Below are 14,247 nucleotides of genomic sequence, written 5' to 3' on the forward strand. Positions count from 1 at the left end.
CATTTCTTATCGCTTCCCGGTCAAACCTGCTGTTCGTGGAAAAGGGGGTCCAGATCCATTGCATTAGATTGGGAACAGGGGAAATCACATGGGCAACAGCATCAAGAGCGCAGAATTTCTAATGGAAGCCCGCCTGTCGCGGGCAGCATATGGATCGGCCGACGATTGTTTCGACCTGGGCGTGGCCTATAGCTGCGGCACCGGCGACCTGCCGATCGATCTGGTCGAAGCGCATAAATGGTTCAACCTGGCGGCGCTGCGCGGCAGCGAGCAGGGTCAGTCGATGCGCGCCGAAATCGCCGAGGAAATGACCGCGCGCGAAATCGCCGAGGCGCAGCGCCAGGCCCGCGCCGTCATCGCCGCCAGTCAGCTTCGCGCCGCCTGATCAGTCGCCTTTTCTGAACGGCGTCCGTTCGGCCAGCCACATCCGGTCCTGCCGCACGCCCGCGCGTTCGGCCGTCAGGAAATCGGCGATAGCCCGGCGAAAGCCCGCATTGGGAACATAATGGGCGGAAAAGGTCGGTTCGGGCGCATAGCCCCGCGCCAGCTTGTGCCCGCCCTGCGCGCCCGCCTCCACCTTGCGGAGCCCGCGCGCGATCGCCGCGTCGATCGCCTGATAATAGCATAGCTCGAAATGCAGGTTGGGGACGTCCTCGACGCAGCCCCAATAGCGGCCGTACAGCGTATCCGCGCCGATCAGGTTGAGCGCGCCCGCGATCGGTCGTCCGTCGCGCAGCGCCAGGATCAGCAACACCCTCTCCGCCATCGTCTCGCCGATGATCGAGAAGAAGGCGCGGGTCAGATAGGGCTGCCCCCATTTGCGCGCGCCGGTATCCTGGTAGAAGCGCCAGAACATATCCCAATGCCCTTCGGTCAGGTCGCCGCCGCTCAGATGGACGATTTCCAGTCCCTCGACCGCGCGCGCCCGCTCCTTGCGGATATTCTTGCGCTTTTCGCTCGACAGGTCGGCCAGGAAATCGCTGAACCCGCCATAGCCGCGATTGGTCCAGTGGAACTGGCTATCCTCCCGGATCAGCCAGTCCGCCGCCTCGAACAGCGGCACCTGCTCTGGCGCGACGAAGGTCGCATGGGCCGACGACAGGCCGTTGCGCTCCACCAGGGTCTCGATCCCTGCGATCAGGGCGGGCGCCATGCTCTCGTCGCGCAGCAGCAAGCGGGGGCCGGGAACGGGGGAGAAGGGCGCGGCGATCTGGATCTTGGGGTAATAACGCCCGCCCGCCCGCTCCCAGGCGTCGGCCCAGCTATGGTCGAACACATATTCGCCCTGGCTGTGGCTCTTGCCATAGGCGGGCGCCGCCGCGGCGATGCGGCCGTCCGGCCCATCGACCACGATCGGCAAAGGCTGCCAGCCGCTGCCTTCGCCGACGCTGCCGGATCGCTCCAATGCGACAAGAAAATCCCAACTTATGAATGGGTTACCTGTTCCTGCGCAAGCATCCCATTGGTCCCGATCAAAATCCGCGACGCCCGCCGCGATCCGCGCCACGACCTCAGTCATGAGGATGCTCGAAGATGATCTGGTCGGCATGAATCGCCGCCCGCGCGCGATCGGCGGCGCTGCGCACGGTCCATGTCAGCACGGGCAGTCCCCTGGCGCGGGCGTGGCGGGACAGGCGAGAGGGCAGGTCGCGTATATCACAGGCCAGAAAATCGGGTTTCGACAGCCAAAGTGCAAGGGCGCGTTCGATCGGGCCGCGCATTCGCCCCTTGCCCTGTTGCGTCACGACAAGGCCGAGATACTGTCCAACTCGCTGTCGCACGAACCAGCGCACCGCCCATGGGTTGAAGGACATGACCGCCACCGGCGCATAGGGCCATGCGGCCAGGTCGCGCGCCACCGCTGCGCAAATCGGCCGGACATGCCGCCCCTCCGCCTTGATCTCTACCAATAGCGGCACCCGTCCGCCGCACCGCGCCAGCAGCGCCGCCAAGCGCGGGATCGCGCCGCCATCGGGCAGGGTGACGCCGTCAATCGCCACGGCGTCCAGCGCGGCGAGCGCCTCTTCGCGCCCGGCCATCCTGCCCAACGTCGCGTCGTGAAAGACGAAGGCGACGCCGTCGCGGCTCGCCCGCACATCACATTCGATGCCATGGCCGGCGGCGATGGCGGCATCGAACGCCGCCATCCCATTCTCGCTCACGCCGCCACCGTGTAATCCACGATGGGCGAAGGAGCGATCGGTCGGAAAATCAGGCCTGCGCTTTGACAAGCACGATCGCATCGATCTCGACCACAGCACCCAGCGGCAGCACCGGCACGCCGACCGCGCTGCGCGCATGTTTGCCCGCTTCGCCGAAGACTTCGACCATCAGTTCCGACGCGCCATTGGCGACCTTGGGCTGGTCGGTGAAGGACGGCGCGCTGGCGATGAACGCGCCCAGCTTGACGATACGTTCGACCCGGTCGAGCGATCCCAGCGCCGCCTTCATCTGGGCGATCAGGTTGAGGCCGCACACCCGCGCAGCGGCGACGCCGTAATCCAGATCCTTATCTTCGCCGAGGCGGCCAGTCATCAGGCCGTCGGGCGCCAGTGCGATCTGGCCGCTGATATGCAGCAGGCCGTTCGCTTCAACCGCAGCGACATAGGCGGCGACGGGGGCGGCGGCCTGGGGCAGGGTGATGCCCAATTCGGTCAGGCGGGCTTCGATGCTCATGATGGGACTCCTTGGATGATGCCTGTGTCGGTCGGGGCTGGCCCTTGCGCCAGCTTCTCCCTGATCCATTGTTCGGCCGCCGCCCAATCGTCAATCCGCACATGGGCATGGGTGGCGTCGGCCACATGTCCGGCGATTTCCGGTTCGCCCACCATGTGCAGCCGCCACACGTCCGGCGCATGGGAGGCGACCGATTTATGATGTTCGGCCAGATCGTCGATGAACAGGGTAACGCTGGGCTGGCGCTCCGCCACGATAGCGGCCAGCGGTTGCCCCTTGCCGCCCTGATTCCAGTGGACCGGCAGCGTCAGGCCATGGGACGCGAGTTGCGCGGAGCGGGCTTGCTGGTGCCGTTCGGTGATGTTGGTCAGCACGACGATGTCGGCGATGCGTGACAGCCGCTGGATCGTTTCGATCGCGCCCGCGATCGGTGTCTGCCGGTGCATTTCGGTGTCGAAAAAGCCCAGCAGCAACTCCCATACCAGCGCGCGTTCGACCACCGCGCCGCTATCCTTGTGCCGCAGCGCCTCGGCGAAGCCGCGATCATGCATGTCGAAATGCACGTCATGCGTCTCGTCCAGCCAATGACGGAACGGCACGACCATGTGCAAAAGCACCTCGTCGCAATCGGTGATGATCAGCGGGCGGGTCATCGGCTCAATCTCTCCTGCGCCGCGATCAGCGCGGCGGGCGTGGTGTCGATCGCATCGGCGCAGGCGATCAGGTCCGGCTCATGGTCGGCCAGGAAAGCCAGCACCGCGCCCAATATCGCGGGATTGTCGATCCCCGCGCGCAGCGCGTCGGCATCCAGCCCCGTCAGCGACAGCAGCCGCTCGGCCCGCCCTACGTCGCTCAACGTCCACCCCAGCGCCATCAGCGCCAGGGTCGCGGCATCTGGATTGCTATCCTGCTTGCCATTGCCTGTGTCGGGTCGCATGATTGGCTTTCGGGGCGGGGTGGGTGTAGATGCGCCCCAAATTCATTTTCGGACCGCGGGTGACTGGTGGCAAAGCGCGTGCTCGTTGTCGAGGACAACGAACTCAATCTCAAACTTTTTTGCGACCTGCTGCGCGCGCACGGGCATGAGGTGCTTGCCTGTCGCGACGGGCGCGACGTGCTGGCCCAGGCGCAAGACTTCCTACCCGACCTCGTCATTACCGACATCCATCTGCCCCATGTCAGTGGTCTCGACCTCATCGTCTCGCTCAAGGCGGATGATCGGCTGTCCGGCGTCCCGATCATGGCGGTCACCGCCTATGCCGGGCATGGCGACGAAGACCGGATTCGCGCCGCCGGGGCGCAGGCCTATGTCTCCAAGCCTATATCGGTGCTGCGCTTCGTCGAGCAGGTGAACGCCCTGCTGTAGCGCTCCCGACAGCGTCGTCACCGCGTTGTCATATGTTTTTCACGGACGTGACTTCGTTTCGAAGCCTTGCCGTCATGCCCCTCTGTCAACCCGCTGCCCAAGGCTGCGGCGTCCCGCCGACGGCCCTGCAACAAACCAGGGGTAGATATCCATGTCTCATCTGACCGACGAGGCGCGCGCGGCCTCTCGCGCCGCGCAGCCCACCATCGATATGGGCGCAAACAGCCTGGAAGCGATCGTCGCCGCCAATCCGGGCCGCCGCTCCGTGCTGAAGAACGGCCTGCTCGGCCTGTCGATCCTGCCCATGCTGGGCACGCTGGCCGCCTGCGGCGACGATGATGACGATTCGAGCACGCCCACGCCGACCCCAACGCCGACCCCGGCGCCCAGCTACGGCATCAGTTTCGCCGCCGTCGCCGCCAACATGAACGACACCGTGACCGTGCCGACCGGCTACACCGTCGATATCCTGCTCAAGGCCGGCGATTCGGTCGAAACCGGCACCCCCTATTCGGGTAGCTTCCCGACGCCTGCCGACGCCGAAAAATGGGCCGGCGGCAACCATGACGGCATGGAATATTATGAACTGTCGGGCACGGACGCCAACGGTGGCGGCCTGCTGGCCCTGAACTTCGAATATCCCGATTTCAACATCCTGATGGACGGCAGCTACGACGCCGCGACCGCGACCGCCGACCAGAAGGCGCTGGCGCTGTCCGCCGTCGGCATCGGCGTGGTAGAGATCGCCAAGGGATCGGACGGCAAATGGGCGGTGAAGGCCGGCTCCAAATATAACAAGCGTTACACCGGCAACAGCAGCTACAAGGCCAGCGGCCCCGCATCGGGCCTGCTGTCGGGCACGATCAAGGGCATGTTGAACAATTGCTCGTCGGGCCGCACCCCTTGGGGCACCTATCTGACCTGCGAGGAATCGACCGACAATTATCTCGATCCGACGCAGCCTGAGGAAGATTATGGCTGGGTGGTCGAAATCGACCCCTATCAGGAACTGGACGTGCCGACCAAGCGCACCGCGCTTGGCCGTTTCGACCATGAAAACACCGCCTATATGGCCAATGGCGATAGCCGCGTCGCTTTCTATATGGGCCATGACGGCACGCCGGGCTGCATTTACAAATTCGTGTGCGACCGCGCCTTTTCCAGCAGCAACCGCGCCCAGAACCGCGACATGCTCGATCATGGCACTCTTTATGTCGCGCGCTTCAACGCGGACGGCACCGGGCAATGGCGCGCATTGGTCCAGGGCCAGAATGGCCTGACCGTCGGCGCATCCGACCCCGGCAATGTCAGCCAGGGTCCGCAGACGCCGGAAATCGTCGATTTCCGCAACCAGGGCGATGTCCTGGTCAACACCATCTCGGCCGCGCGCGTCGCAGGCGGCACCGTGATGGATCGGCCGGAATGGATCACGGTCGCGCCCGATAACAGCGCCGTGTTCGTCACGCTGACCAACAACAGCAGCCGCGCTGTGGTCGATGCCGCCAATCCGCGCACCAAGAACCGTCACGGCCATATCGTGAAGTTCAAGGAGGAGGGGAATTCGCCGCTCGCCATGACGTTCAGCTGGGAAATCTTCCTGCTGGCGGGTGATCCGAGCCTGGCCGGCTTCGGCGACAAGCTGGAAGGCGACATCAACGGCGACACCTTCTCCAGCCCCGACGGCATCCGCATCGACCCCCAGGGCCGTCTGTGGGTCCAGACCGACCACAGCGTTCCCGGCACGTCGGGCAAGCCTGACACGTCGATCGAGGATGTGTTCGGTCAAAACGCGATGTTCCACATCGACCAGACCACCAAGAAGTCGTCGCGCTTCCTGGTGGGGCCGAAAGGCTGCGAGATCACCGGCCTCGCCTATACGCCGGACCTCAAGACCTTCTTCGTGAACATCCAGCATCCCACCGGCGACTGGCCGATAGCGGGACAGGAGCCGCGCTCCTCGACCATCGTCGTGCGCCGCACCGACAGCCAGCCAGTCGGCAATTAGGCACGACCAAATCCCCTTCCCGCTTGCGGGAGGGGTTGGGGAGGGCCTGTCATGGTCCTCCCTCTTTGCTTCCCGAAATCGGGCCGATAGCAACAGAAAAAGGCCCGGTCCCACGAAGGGAACGGGCCTTTTTCGGTTTCGAAAACCGAAAGATCAAACGCGCGGGTCTGGACCCGCAGCGGCTTACTTGATCTTGGCTTCCTTGAACTCGACATGCTTGCGCACGACCGGGTCATACTTACGGAAGCTGAACTTCTCGGTCTTGGTGCGCGGGTTCTTCTTCGTGACGTAGAAGAAGCCAGTGTCAGCCGTGCTGACGAGACGAATCTTGACGGTTGCCGGCTTGGCCATGGCCCTATTCCCTGGTCGTAAGTGCGTAAAAAGATAAAGCGGCCAATGCAGACCGCTCCGTTTCAGCCGTGGCCCATGCGGTAGATTCGGATTCATGTCAAGGCTGGGCATCCTATCGCGCGCTCGATCTACGCACTTTACACGCCCTTAACCAATCGGGCGCATGATCGTTTGTGGGGCGATAAGACGGGGGCTTTCCCATGCGACATGATCCGATGCTGGCCATATTGGCGGACCTGATGCGCCGGGTCGACGGGCTGGCGAACCAGCGCGGCCATCTGTCGGCTCCGCGCCTGCACGACGAACTGGACCAGATTCGCCACATCGCCCGCGCCTTCCGCCTCGACACGGTCGAAGGATTGGCCGGTACGCTCGAATCGGCTCTGTCGCTGCATGGACTTGGCCCGATCATGCTGTCCTATCTCGACCTGATGCGCGATGCGATCGCGCAGGATATGCCCGCCGCTGACATCGTTCCGATAATCCCGCAGGCGATGCCGTCCGCCACCATCCACGCCCTGCGCGCCTGATTCGCGCCGCCGATGGACGCCCTGCTGATCGCCCTGCTCGGCTGCGTGCTCGGCGAAATCGGAGACAAGAGCCAGTTGCTCGTCCTGGCGCTCGCCACCCGCTATGATCGCAACGGCGCGGTCATCGCCGGGATTGTCGTCGCGGCCACCGCCAACGCCATCATCTCCGCCTTTGCCGGCGCCTGGATCGGGCCGATGCTGGGCGCGGACGCCCGGCTGCTGTTCATGGCGTTGTCCGTCATCTTCCTGGGCGCAGGCCTGTTCTGGCCGGCCTCCGCGCCCGATCCGCTTTCTGGCTGGCCGACTGGCGCTTTCCTGACCACCGCGCTCGGCCTCTTCATCCTGGGCTTTGGCGACGGCCCGCAATTTCTGATACTGGGCATCGCCACCCGCACGGCCGATCCGATGCTGGCCGGAATCGGCGGCGCACTCGGCGTCATCGCCGCGCTTGTCCCCGTCGTGCTGCTGCGCGCGCGCATCCTGGCGGCGCTGCCGCTGCGGGCGATCCGCTGGACCGGCGGCGCGCTGCTGCTGCTGGCCGGGGCCGGCATGGCGCTGTCAGCGACCGGCCTGCTCTGATCGACCGGCTCCATCACGCTGATCGGATATTCCCACCCGAAAAAATGGCACCATCTGGGCGCGCGTTCATTATATATCCGAAATCATTTTCGCGAACAGGAGGATAGTGCATGACCGCGCCCGATCTGAAGACCCCGACCGACCTCAAAAGCAACGCAACCAAGTCCGTCGCCGAAGCGCTCAACGGCGCATTGGCGGACAGCTACGCGCTGTATCTCAAGACTAAGAATTTCCACTGGCACGTCTCCGGCCCGCATTTTCGCGACTATCATCTGATGTTCGACGAGCAGGCGACCGAGATATTGGGCACGACCGACCTGATCGCCGAGCGCGTGCGCAAGACCGGCAACGTGACCCTGCGCTCGATCGGCGACATTGCCCGGCGCCAGACCGTCAAGGATAACGACGCCGAGTTCGTAGCCCCGGCGGACATGCTCAAGGAATTGCGCGACGACAATCTGGCGCTGGTCGAAACCTTCCGCGCGGTGAAGGCCGCCGCGACCGAAGCGGGCGACAACGCGACCGAAGGCATTGTCGACGACTGGACCGATCAGGCCGAACAGCGCGCCTGGTTCCTGTTCGAAGCGGCCCGCGGGGCGTGATTCGTCTTTGAACCAAAACAAAAAGCCCGCCGGCGCAAAACGGCGGGTTTTTTTGACCGTAGGAAACGGGTCGAGTGAAGATCAGTCCTCGCCAATCACCGTAATCGCCACTATCTCGACCGCTTCGGCCTTTCCTGCAAAATCGACCTTCTCGCCGACCTCCGCCTCCAGCATCGCGCGGGCAAGCGGGGAAGAGAAGCTGATCCGCCCTTCATGCGGATCGGCTTCGTCATCGCCGACGATGGCCACAGTCTTGTCCTGTCCGTTCAACCGATAGCGCACCCGCGTCCCGAACGCGACCGCATCGCCATCGGGCGCCGCCTGCAATTCCGCCGTCGCCAGCCGCGTGCGCCAATAGCGCAGCACCCGCTTATGTTTCTTGCCGGCCTCTTCTTCCATGGCGCCGCTGTCGACGCTCTCCAGCGCCTGCACCTTCTCCCGCGTCAGTCGCAGCCCCCGCGCCGTAACCCAATTGGGACCGGTCGGCAGCGGCAGCTCGAACTTGGGCTCCATATGCTCGTCATCGCTCTCGCGACGAAAGGCCACGCTCATGCAAACTCTCCAAACACAAATAGGCCTGCGAAGGCGGAAGCCCGGTCCAAATGCATGAGACTGGGCTCCTGCCTCGGCAGGCCTATGATTTTATCGTCAATCTTCGTCGAATAATCCGGCGAGCTGCTCCACCATGGTTCCACCCAATTGCTCGGCGTCCATGATCGTCACCGCGCGACGATAATAGCGGGTCACGTCATGACCGATGCCGATCGCGACCAATTGCACCGGCGATCGGTTCTCGATCCAGTCGATCACCTGCCGCAAATGCCGCTCCAGATAGGTGCCGCTGTTCACCGACAGGGTCGAATCGTCCACCGGCGCGCCGTCGGAGATCACCATCAGGATGCGCCGCTCTTCGGGCCGCGCGATCAGCCGGCTGTGCGCCCATAGCAGCGCCTCGCCGTCGATATTCTCCTTCAGCAGCCCTTCACGCATCATCAGGCCCAGATTCTTGCGCGCCCGCCGCCATGGATCGTCGGCCTTCTTGTAGACGATATGGCGCAGGTCATTGAGTCGCCCCGGCATCGGAGGACGCCCGGCGGCCAGCCATTCCTCGCGGCTCTGCCCGCCCTTCCACGCCCGCGTGGTGAAGCCCAATATCTCGGTCTTGACCCCGCACCGCTCCAGCGTGCGCGCCATGATGTCGGCGCTGATCGCCGCGATGCTGATCGGCCGGCCACGCATCGATCCGCTATTGTCGATCAACAGCGTGACGACGGTGTCGCGAAACTCGGTGTCGCGCTCGATCTTGTAGGACAGCGAATGGGTGGGATCGATCACGATCCGCGCCAGCCGCGCCGCGTCCAGCATCCCCTCTTCCTGGTCGAAATCCCACGACCGCGACTGCTGCGCCATCAAACGGCGCTGCAAGCGGTTGGCCAGCTTCGTCACAGCGCCCTGCAAACTGACCAGTTGCTGGTCCAGGAAGCCGCGCAGCCGCAACAGCTCGTCCTCGTCGCACAGCTCTTCGGGGCTGACGACCTCGTCGAACCTCAGCGTATAGGCCTTATAATCGAAACCGGGCGGCAGGTCGGACAGCGGCCGGTTGGGGCGGACCGGCATCATGCCTTCTTCGCCCATATCGTCCGCGCCTGCATCGCTGTCGGCGTCGAACTCGTCGCTATAGTCTGTGTCGCCCTCTTCGGTGTCGCCGCCCTGGTCCTCGGCGCGCGCCTCGGCGTTCATGTCGCTGTCGCCCGACTCGTCCTGGCCGCTATCGCCTTCTTCCTGCTGCTCTTCCTGCTCGTCGCTCTCTTCCTGAGATTCAGGCTCCTCCGTGTCGGGCGGCACATCGGCGTCGATCAGTTGCAGATGCTCCAGCATCGCCGTCGTCAGCCGTTGGAAGGCGCGCTGGTCGTCGATCGCCAGACCCAGCGCGTCGAGATCGGCGCCCGCCCTGTCCTCGATCCACTGGTCGACCATGGCGACGCCGGCCGCAACGTCCCTGGGGATCGCCTGGCCCGTCAGCCGCTCACGCACCTTCAGCGCCAGCGCGGTCGAGAGCGGCACCTCGTCGGCGGATCGCGCCCGGCGGATCGCGTCGGACTTCAGCCGCAGGTCGAGCGCATGGTTGAGGTTGGCGCGCACCCCCGCCATCGACCGCGAACCGATCGCCTCGACCCGCGCCTGCTCGACCGCGTCGAAAACCGCGCGCGCGACGGCTTCTCCGGGCGCTGAGTGGGCGTGCACCTTGGCATTATGATGACGCAGCTTGAGCGCGGAGGCGTCGGCGAAACCGCGCGCCAGCGCCACCTGATCGGCGGGCAAAGCGCGACTGGGCGTCGGCACCTTGATCGCCTTGCCCGCGGCGTGGGGCGTGTCGGCGGTGAAGCCGACCTCCACTTCCGCGTCGCGCGTCATCGCCCGCGCCGCGCCGGACAGCACATCCTTGAAGGCGTCGAGGGGAGAGCGTTCCGTCATGCTTCCAGCAGCGCATCGCACAAGGACGCGCGGGCGGCCGCATCGATGCCCAGCACGTCGCGCAGATAACCATCGATACCGCCATGCATAGCGTCGAACTGCGCGAACAACGCCTCCAGATAGGCCGCGTCGGCGATCAGCAACGGTTCCACCACATCAGCCCTGACCTGCTGCAGCTTGCTCAGATGATTCTCGCCCTGCGCCAGCCGCCACGCCCAGTCGGCATGGCTGTTGGTCAGCAGATAATCCTCGACGATGTCGTCCCGCGCCACGCCCAGCGCCGCCAGAATCATCGCCGCGCCTGCCCCGGTGCGGTCCTTGCCGGCCGAACAGTTGATCAGGATGGGCAGCCGCCCGCCCAACATCTGCGCGAACATGGCGCGATAGGCTTCGGCATGGTCGGTCGCGATCTCATGATAGACATTCAGCATCGCCGCCCGCATGTCCGCGGCGGTCGTCCGATCCTCGCGTACCAGGTCCATCAACACGCCGGTCGCGCCGCTATAATCGCGGCAATAATAATCGACGTCGGCATCATGCCAACTGGTCGGTTCCGACCTGCGTTCGCCGGGACGGCGGAAATCACAGATGGCCCGGATGCCCAGCGACTGCAATTGCGCGCTGTCCTCCGGCGTCAGCAGCGCCATCGTGCCCGACCGGTAGAGCATACCGCGCCGCACCCGCCGGCCGTGCTGCGTCGGATAGCCGCCGAAATCGCGCAGGTTGAATGCGCTCGCCAGCGGCAATCCGCGCCGCTCCATCATCGCCCCGCCGCTCATGGCCGTTCCGCCTCGCCGACGCGCGGCACCGCGATCGTTTCGATCTGCGTCTCAACCTCGCTCATCAGCTTGTGGACCGGACATTTAGCGGCAACCGCGATCAGTTTGTCATGCTGCTCATCGCTCATCGGCCCCGTCACCGCGATGCGGGTGGTCAGCTTGTACATGCCTTTGCGCTCCTGGCTCGCGTCGCGGACGACGCCGACATGGATGTCCTCCACCGGAATGGCGTTGCGCTGCGCATACCAGAGCATCGTCATCGCCTTGCACGCGCCCAGCGCCGCATCATACAGGTCATGCGGGTCCGGCCCGGCGTCATCGCCATCGGGCGCGGACATGTCCGCGACGATCTCATGCCCCCGGATGCTGATCCGGTGTGTCGTGCCGTCCCCAATGCCACCTGCTGGGTCGATCCGTTCGACGACGATCATGGGAAACTCCCGCCTTTAAGGCCGGCGCGAACGGTCAGTTCGCCCGGCTCGCCACGCTTTCCGGCAGATCCTTGCCGAACACGCGCTGATAATATTCGGCGACCAGCGCCCGCTCGGCTTCATCGCATTTGTTGAGGAAGCTCAGGCGGAAGGCGAAGCCGACATTCTTGAAGATCAGCGCATTCTGCGCCCAGCTTATCACGGTGCGTGGCGACATGACGGTCGAAATATCGCCGTTGATGAAGCCCTGCCGCGTCAGTTCGGCGACCTTGATCATGTTCTCGACTTCCTTGCGGCCGCCCTCATGATCATATTCGCCCGACTTGGCGAGGACCACCTGCGCCTCGGTCGCGGCGGGCAGATAATTCAGCGCCACGACCAGATTCCAGCGGTCCATCTGGCCCTGATTGATCTGCTGCGTGCCATGATACAGGCCGGTCGTATCGCCCAGGCCCACCGTATTGGCGGTCGCGAACAGGCGGAAATGCGGGTTCGGGCGGATCACGCGATTCTGGTCCAGCAGGGTCATCTTGCCATCCGTTTCCAGCACGCGCTGGATCACGAACATCACGTCGGGGCGCCCCGCATCATATTCGTCGAACACCAGAGCGACGGGGCGCTGCAACGCCCAGGGCAGCAAGCCTTCCTTGAACTGCGTCACCTGCTGTCCGTCCTGCAACACGATCGCGTCGCGCCCGACCAGGTCGATGCGGCTGATATGCGCGTCCAGGTTGATGCGGATGCACGGCCATTTCAGGCGGGCGGCGATCTGTTCGATATGGCTCGACTTGCCGGTGCCATGATAGCCCTGCACCATCACGCGCCGGTTGAACGCAAAGCCCGCCAGGATCGCCAGCGTGGTGTCCGGGTCGAACACATAGGCGGGGTCCAGGTCCGGCACGCGCTCGTCGGCCTGGCTGAACGCCGGGATCTTCATATCGACGTCGATGCCGAACACGTCGCGCGCATCCACTTCGCGGTCGGGCGCGTCCAGCAGCGTTTCGGCGCGGGTGTCAGGCTGGACGTTGGAAATATCGGTCATCGGGTCATCATCTTCCTGCGAGTCATCTCCGCCCTAAACGATCCATGAAGGCGATGTCGAGAGAGTGGCGGCAAGGCGCGCCCGGATCAAGCTGCCCATTCCGCCAAATTGGCTTCCGCGCCGATCAGCGCCAGCCCATGGGCGATGGAGGTCAGTTCGCCTCCGGTCGCCAGCCTGTCCTGCCCGAAACGCGCGCGGAAAATATCGCGGATCGCCGGAATGAGCGACGATCCGCCGGTCAGAAACACCCGGTCGATAATATCAGGCGCGACATTCGCCTTGGCCAGCGCCTTGTCCACAGTTTCCTCGATCCGGGCGATGTCGGGCGCGATCCAGCGTTCGAAATCGGCGCGCGTAACCGCCTGCTCGATCTCCAGCCCGCCGCCCGAAAAGCGGAAGGTGGCGCTTTCGCTCTCGGACAATGCGCGTTTCAGCGCGCCGACCGCATCATAGAGCGGATAGCCCAACTCCTTCTCGATCACGGTCATCATCCGCCCGATCGCCACCGGCTCCTTCGCCGTCTTCTGCAACCGCGCCAGTTCGTCCATCGTGCGCCGGTTGCGCATCAGGGCGAGGCGCGACCAGTCGGCGAAATCGGCGAAATAGCTGCGCGGTATCTCCAATTCCTTGCCGAAACTCTGATAACTGCCGCCCTTGCCCAGCATCGGCAGCACCAGATGGTCGAGGATGCGATAGTCGAACCGGTCGCCCGCCAGCCCGATGCCGGTCGATCCCAGCGGTACGCAGCGGCGCGCCGCACCCGGCGCCTCGACCCGGACCAACGAAAAGTCGCTGGTGCCCCCGCCGAAATCGGCGACCAGGATCGTCGCCGCCCCGGTCAGACGGCTGGCATAGCTGAACGCCGCGCCGAGCGGCTCATAGACATAATGTATTTCCGTGCCGAACCCGGAAAACATCGCGTCGTAGCGCTTGCGCGCCAGCGCCTCGTCGGGGCGCGATCCGGCATATTCGACCGGCCGCCCGACGACGATCCGTTCGGGACGCTTGTCGAGTGCGCCGCCGGCATGGCCGATCATCCGATTGAGGAACATCTGCCCCAGTTCCTCGAAACGAAACCGCTTTTCGAACACATTGGCGGTTTCGAAGATCGGGCTGGCGGCCACCGACTTGAACGATTGCAGGAAGCGGCTGTCTTCGGGATATTGCATATATTCCGCGATCGCCCACGGCCCTGCCTCATGCGCCATGCCGCCCTTGACCGCCTCGTCATGCCAGAAACAGAGCGCTGACCTAAACACCGCGCCGGTCGCTTCCGTCCCGGCAAATTCGACCAGTCGCGACTCCCCGCCGTCCGCCAGCGCGGCGACGCTGTTGGTCGTGCCGAAATCGAGGCCCAGCGCGCGCGGCACCTGCTGCATGAACATCTCCGGTTTTTTGAAAGGCCGCGCGC

Annotated in this window: 18 protein-coding genes; 6 read left to right on the top strand and 12 right to left on the bottom strand. The window is 64.6% G+C overall.

Translation table 11 applies throughout. The features are described 5' to 3' along the window. The first annotated feature begins 88 nt into the window (after positions 1 to 88). Positions 89 to 385, top strand: coding sequence for a hypothetical protein (locus V473_RS00340; protein ID WP_066599098.1), 297 nt, complete (start codon positions 89 to 91; stop codon positions 383 to 385). Here the strand turns inward: V473_RS00340 and V473_RS00345 are convergent, their stop codons facing one another. The 5 genes from V473_RS00345 to V473_RS00365 are packed head-to-tail and all read right to left on the bottom strand — an operon-like array spanning position 386 to position 3,613. Next, positions 386 to 1,519 carry a GNAT family N-acetyltransferase gene (locus V473_RS00345; RefSeq protein WP_066599100.1) on the bottom strand — a complete coding sequence of 378 codons (1,134 nt, stop codon included), beginning with the start codon at positions 1,517 to 1,519 and terminating at the stop codon, positions 386 to 388. Next, positions 1,512 to 2,243: a glycerophosphodiester phosphodiesterase family protein gene (locus V473_RS00350; protein ID WP_066599102.1), complete on the bottom strand. Its 732-nt coding sequence runs from the start codon at positions 2,241 to 2,243 to the stop codon at positions 1,512 to 1,514. The genes V473_RS00345 and V473_RS00350 overlap by 8 nt, the downstream gene beginning before the upstream one ends. Beyond that, positions 2,212 to 2,676 carry a RidA family protein gene (locus tag V473_RS00355; protein WP_066599103.1) on the bottom strand — a complete coding sequence of 155 codons (465 nt, stop codon included), beginning with the start codon at positions 2,674 to 2,676 and terminating at the stop codon, positions 2,212 to 2,214. Before V473_RS00355 ends, V473_RS00350 begins: the two co-directional genes overlap by 32 nt. Next, entirely contained in the window at positions 2,673 to 3,329 is a 657-nt protein-coding gene (locus tag V473_RS00360) for an HAD family hydrolase (protein ID WP_066599105.1), read from the bottom strand. Before V473_RS00360 ends, V473_RS00355 begins: the two co-directional genes overlap by 4 nt. Then, the gene (locus tag V473_RS00365; RefSeq protein ID WP_066599111.1) at positions 3,326 to 3,613 is read right to left on the bottom strand and encodes a DUF3572 domain-containing protein; all 288 of its coding nucleotides are present in this window, start codon (positions 3,611 to 3,613) and stop codon (positions 3,326 to 3,328) included. The genes V473_RS00360 and V473_RS00365 overlap by 4 nt, the downstream gene beginning before the upstream one ends. A 66-nt stretch (positions 3,614 to 3,679) precedes the next feature. On the opposite strand from V473_RS00365, the gene V473_RS00370 reads away from it, so the two are divergent. Next, positions 3,680 to 4,042: a response regulator gene (locus V473_RS00370; RefSeq protein ID WP_201785464.1), complete on the top strand. Its 363-nt coding sequence runs from the start codon at positions 3,680 to 3,682 to the stop codon at positions 4,040 to 4,042. 151 nt (positions 4,043 to 4,193) lie between these two features. Next, positions 4,194 to 6,047, top strand: a complete 1,854-nt coding sequence (locus V473_RS00375; protein ID WP_066599113.1) for a PhoX family protein — start codon at positions 4,194 to 4,196, stop codon at positions 6,045 to 6,047. 183 nt (positions 6,048 to 6,230) lie between these two features. On the opposite strand, the gene rpmG is transcribed toward V473_RS00375, so the two are convergent. Then, the gene (rpmG, locus tag V473_RS00380) at positions 6,231 to 6,398 is read right to left on the bottom strand and encodes a 50S ribosomal protein L33 (protein WP_066599119.1); all 168 of its coding nucleotides are present in this window, start codon (positions 6,396 to 6,398) and stop codon (positions 6,231 to 6,233) included. 200 nt (positions 6,399 to 6,598) lie between these two features. Between rpmG and V473_RS00385 the strand changes: the two genes are divergently transcribed. The 3 genes from V473_RS00385 to V473_RS00395 all read left to right on the top strand — a co-directional run bounded on the left by V473_RS00385 (position 6,599) and on the right by V473_RS00395 (position 8,109). Next, positions 6,599 to 6,928, top strand: a complete 330-nt coding sequence (locus V473_RS00385) for a hypothetical protein (RefSeq protein ID WP_066599122.1) — start codon at positions 6,599 to 6,601, stop codon at positions 6,926 to 6,928. A gap of 12 nt (positions 6,929 to 6,940) precedes the next feature. Continuing rightward, positions 6,941 to 7,507, top strand: a complete 567-nt coding sequence (locus tag V473_RS00390; RefSeq protein ID WP_066599124.1) for a TMEM165/GDT1 family protein — start codon at positions 6,941 to 6,943, stop codon at positions 7,505 to 7,507. A 110-nt stretch (positions 7,508 to 7,617) separates the two neighbouring features. Then, positions 7,618 to 8,109, top strand: a complete 492-nt coding sequence (locus V473_RS00395; RefSeq protein WP_066599127.1) for a Dps family protein — start codon at positions 7,618 to 7,620, stop codon at positions 8,107 to 8,109. Positions 8,110 to 8,190: 81 nt separating this feature from the next. Here the strand turns inward: V473_RS00395 and V473_RS00400 are convergent, their stop codons facing one another. From V473_RS00400 to V473_RS00425, 6 genes are all read right to left on the bottom strand, one after another. Continuing rightward, positions 8,191 to 8,661, bottom strand: coding sequence for a GreA/GreB family elongation factor (locus V473_RS00400; RefSeq protein WP_066599130.1), 471 nt, complete (start codon positions 8,659 to 8,661; stop codon positions 8,191 to 8,193). Between the two features lie 96 nt (positions 8,662 to 8,757). Continuing rightward, complete coding sequence (gene cobT / locus V473_RS00405; RefSeq protein WP_066599132.1) at positions 8,758 to 10,584, bottom strand: cobaltochelatase subunit CobT; 1,827 nt, start codon at positions 10,582 to 10,584, stop codon at positions 8,758 to 8,760. Continuing rightward, positions 10,581 to 11,363: a tyrosine-protein phosphatase gene (locus V473_RS00410; RefSeq protein WP_066599138.1), complete on the bottom strand. Its 783-nt coding sequence runs from the start codon at positions 11,361 to 11,363 to the stop codon at positions 10,581 to 10,583. The genes cobT and V473_RS00410 overlap by 4 nt, the downstream gene beginning before the upstream one ends. Next, positions 11,360 to 11,794 carry an OsmC family protein gene (locus V473_RS00415; protein WP_066599140.1) on the bottom strand — a complete coding sequence of 145 codons (435 nt, stop codon included), beginning with the start codon at positions 11,792 to 11,794 and terminating at the stop codon, positions 11,360 to 11,362. Before V473_RS00415 ends, V473_RS00410 begins: the two co-directional genes overlap by 4 nt. Positions 11,795 to 11,828: 34 nt before the next feature. Further along, positions 11,829 to 12,836: a cobaltochelatase subunit CobS gene (gene cobS, locus V473_RS00420; protein ID WP_066599142.1), complete on the bottom strand. Its 1,008-nt coding sequence runs from the start codon at positions 12,834 to 12,836 to the stop codon at positions 11,829 to 11,831. An 86-nt stretch (positions 12,837 to 12,922) separates the two neighbouring features. Further along, positions 12,923 to 14,215 carry an Hsp70 family protein gene (locus V473_RS00425; RefSeq protein ID WP_066604772.1) on the bottom strand — a complete coding sequence of 431 codons (1,293 nt, stop codon included), beginning with the start codon at positions 14,213 to 14,215 and terminating at the stop codon, positions 12,923 to 12,925. Positions 14,216 to 14,247: the final 32 nt, after the last annotated feature.

Source organism: Sphingobium cupriresistens LL01, assembly GCF_001046645.1.
GTDB lineage: Bacteria > Pseudomonadota > Alphaproteobacteria > Sphingomonadales > Sphingomonadaceae > Sphingobium > Sphingobium cupriresistens.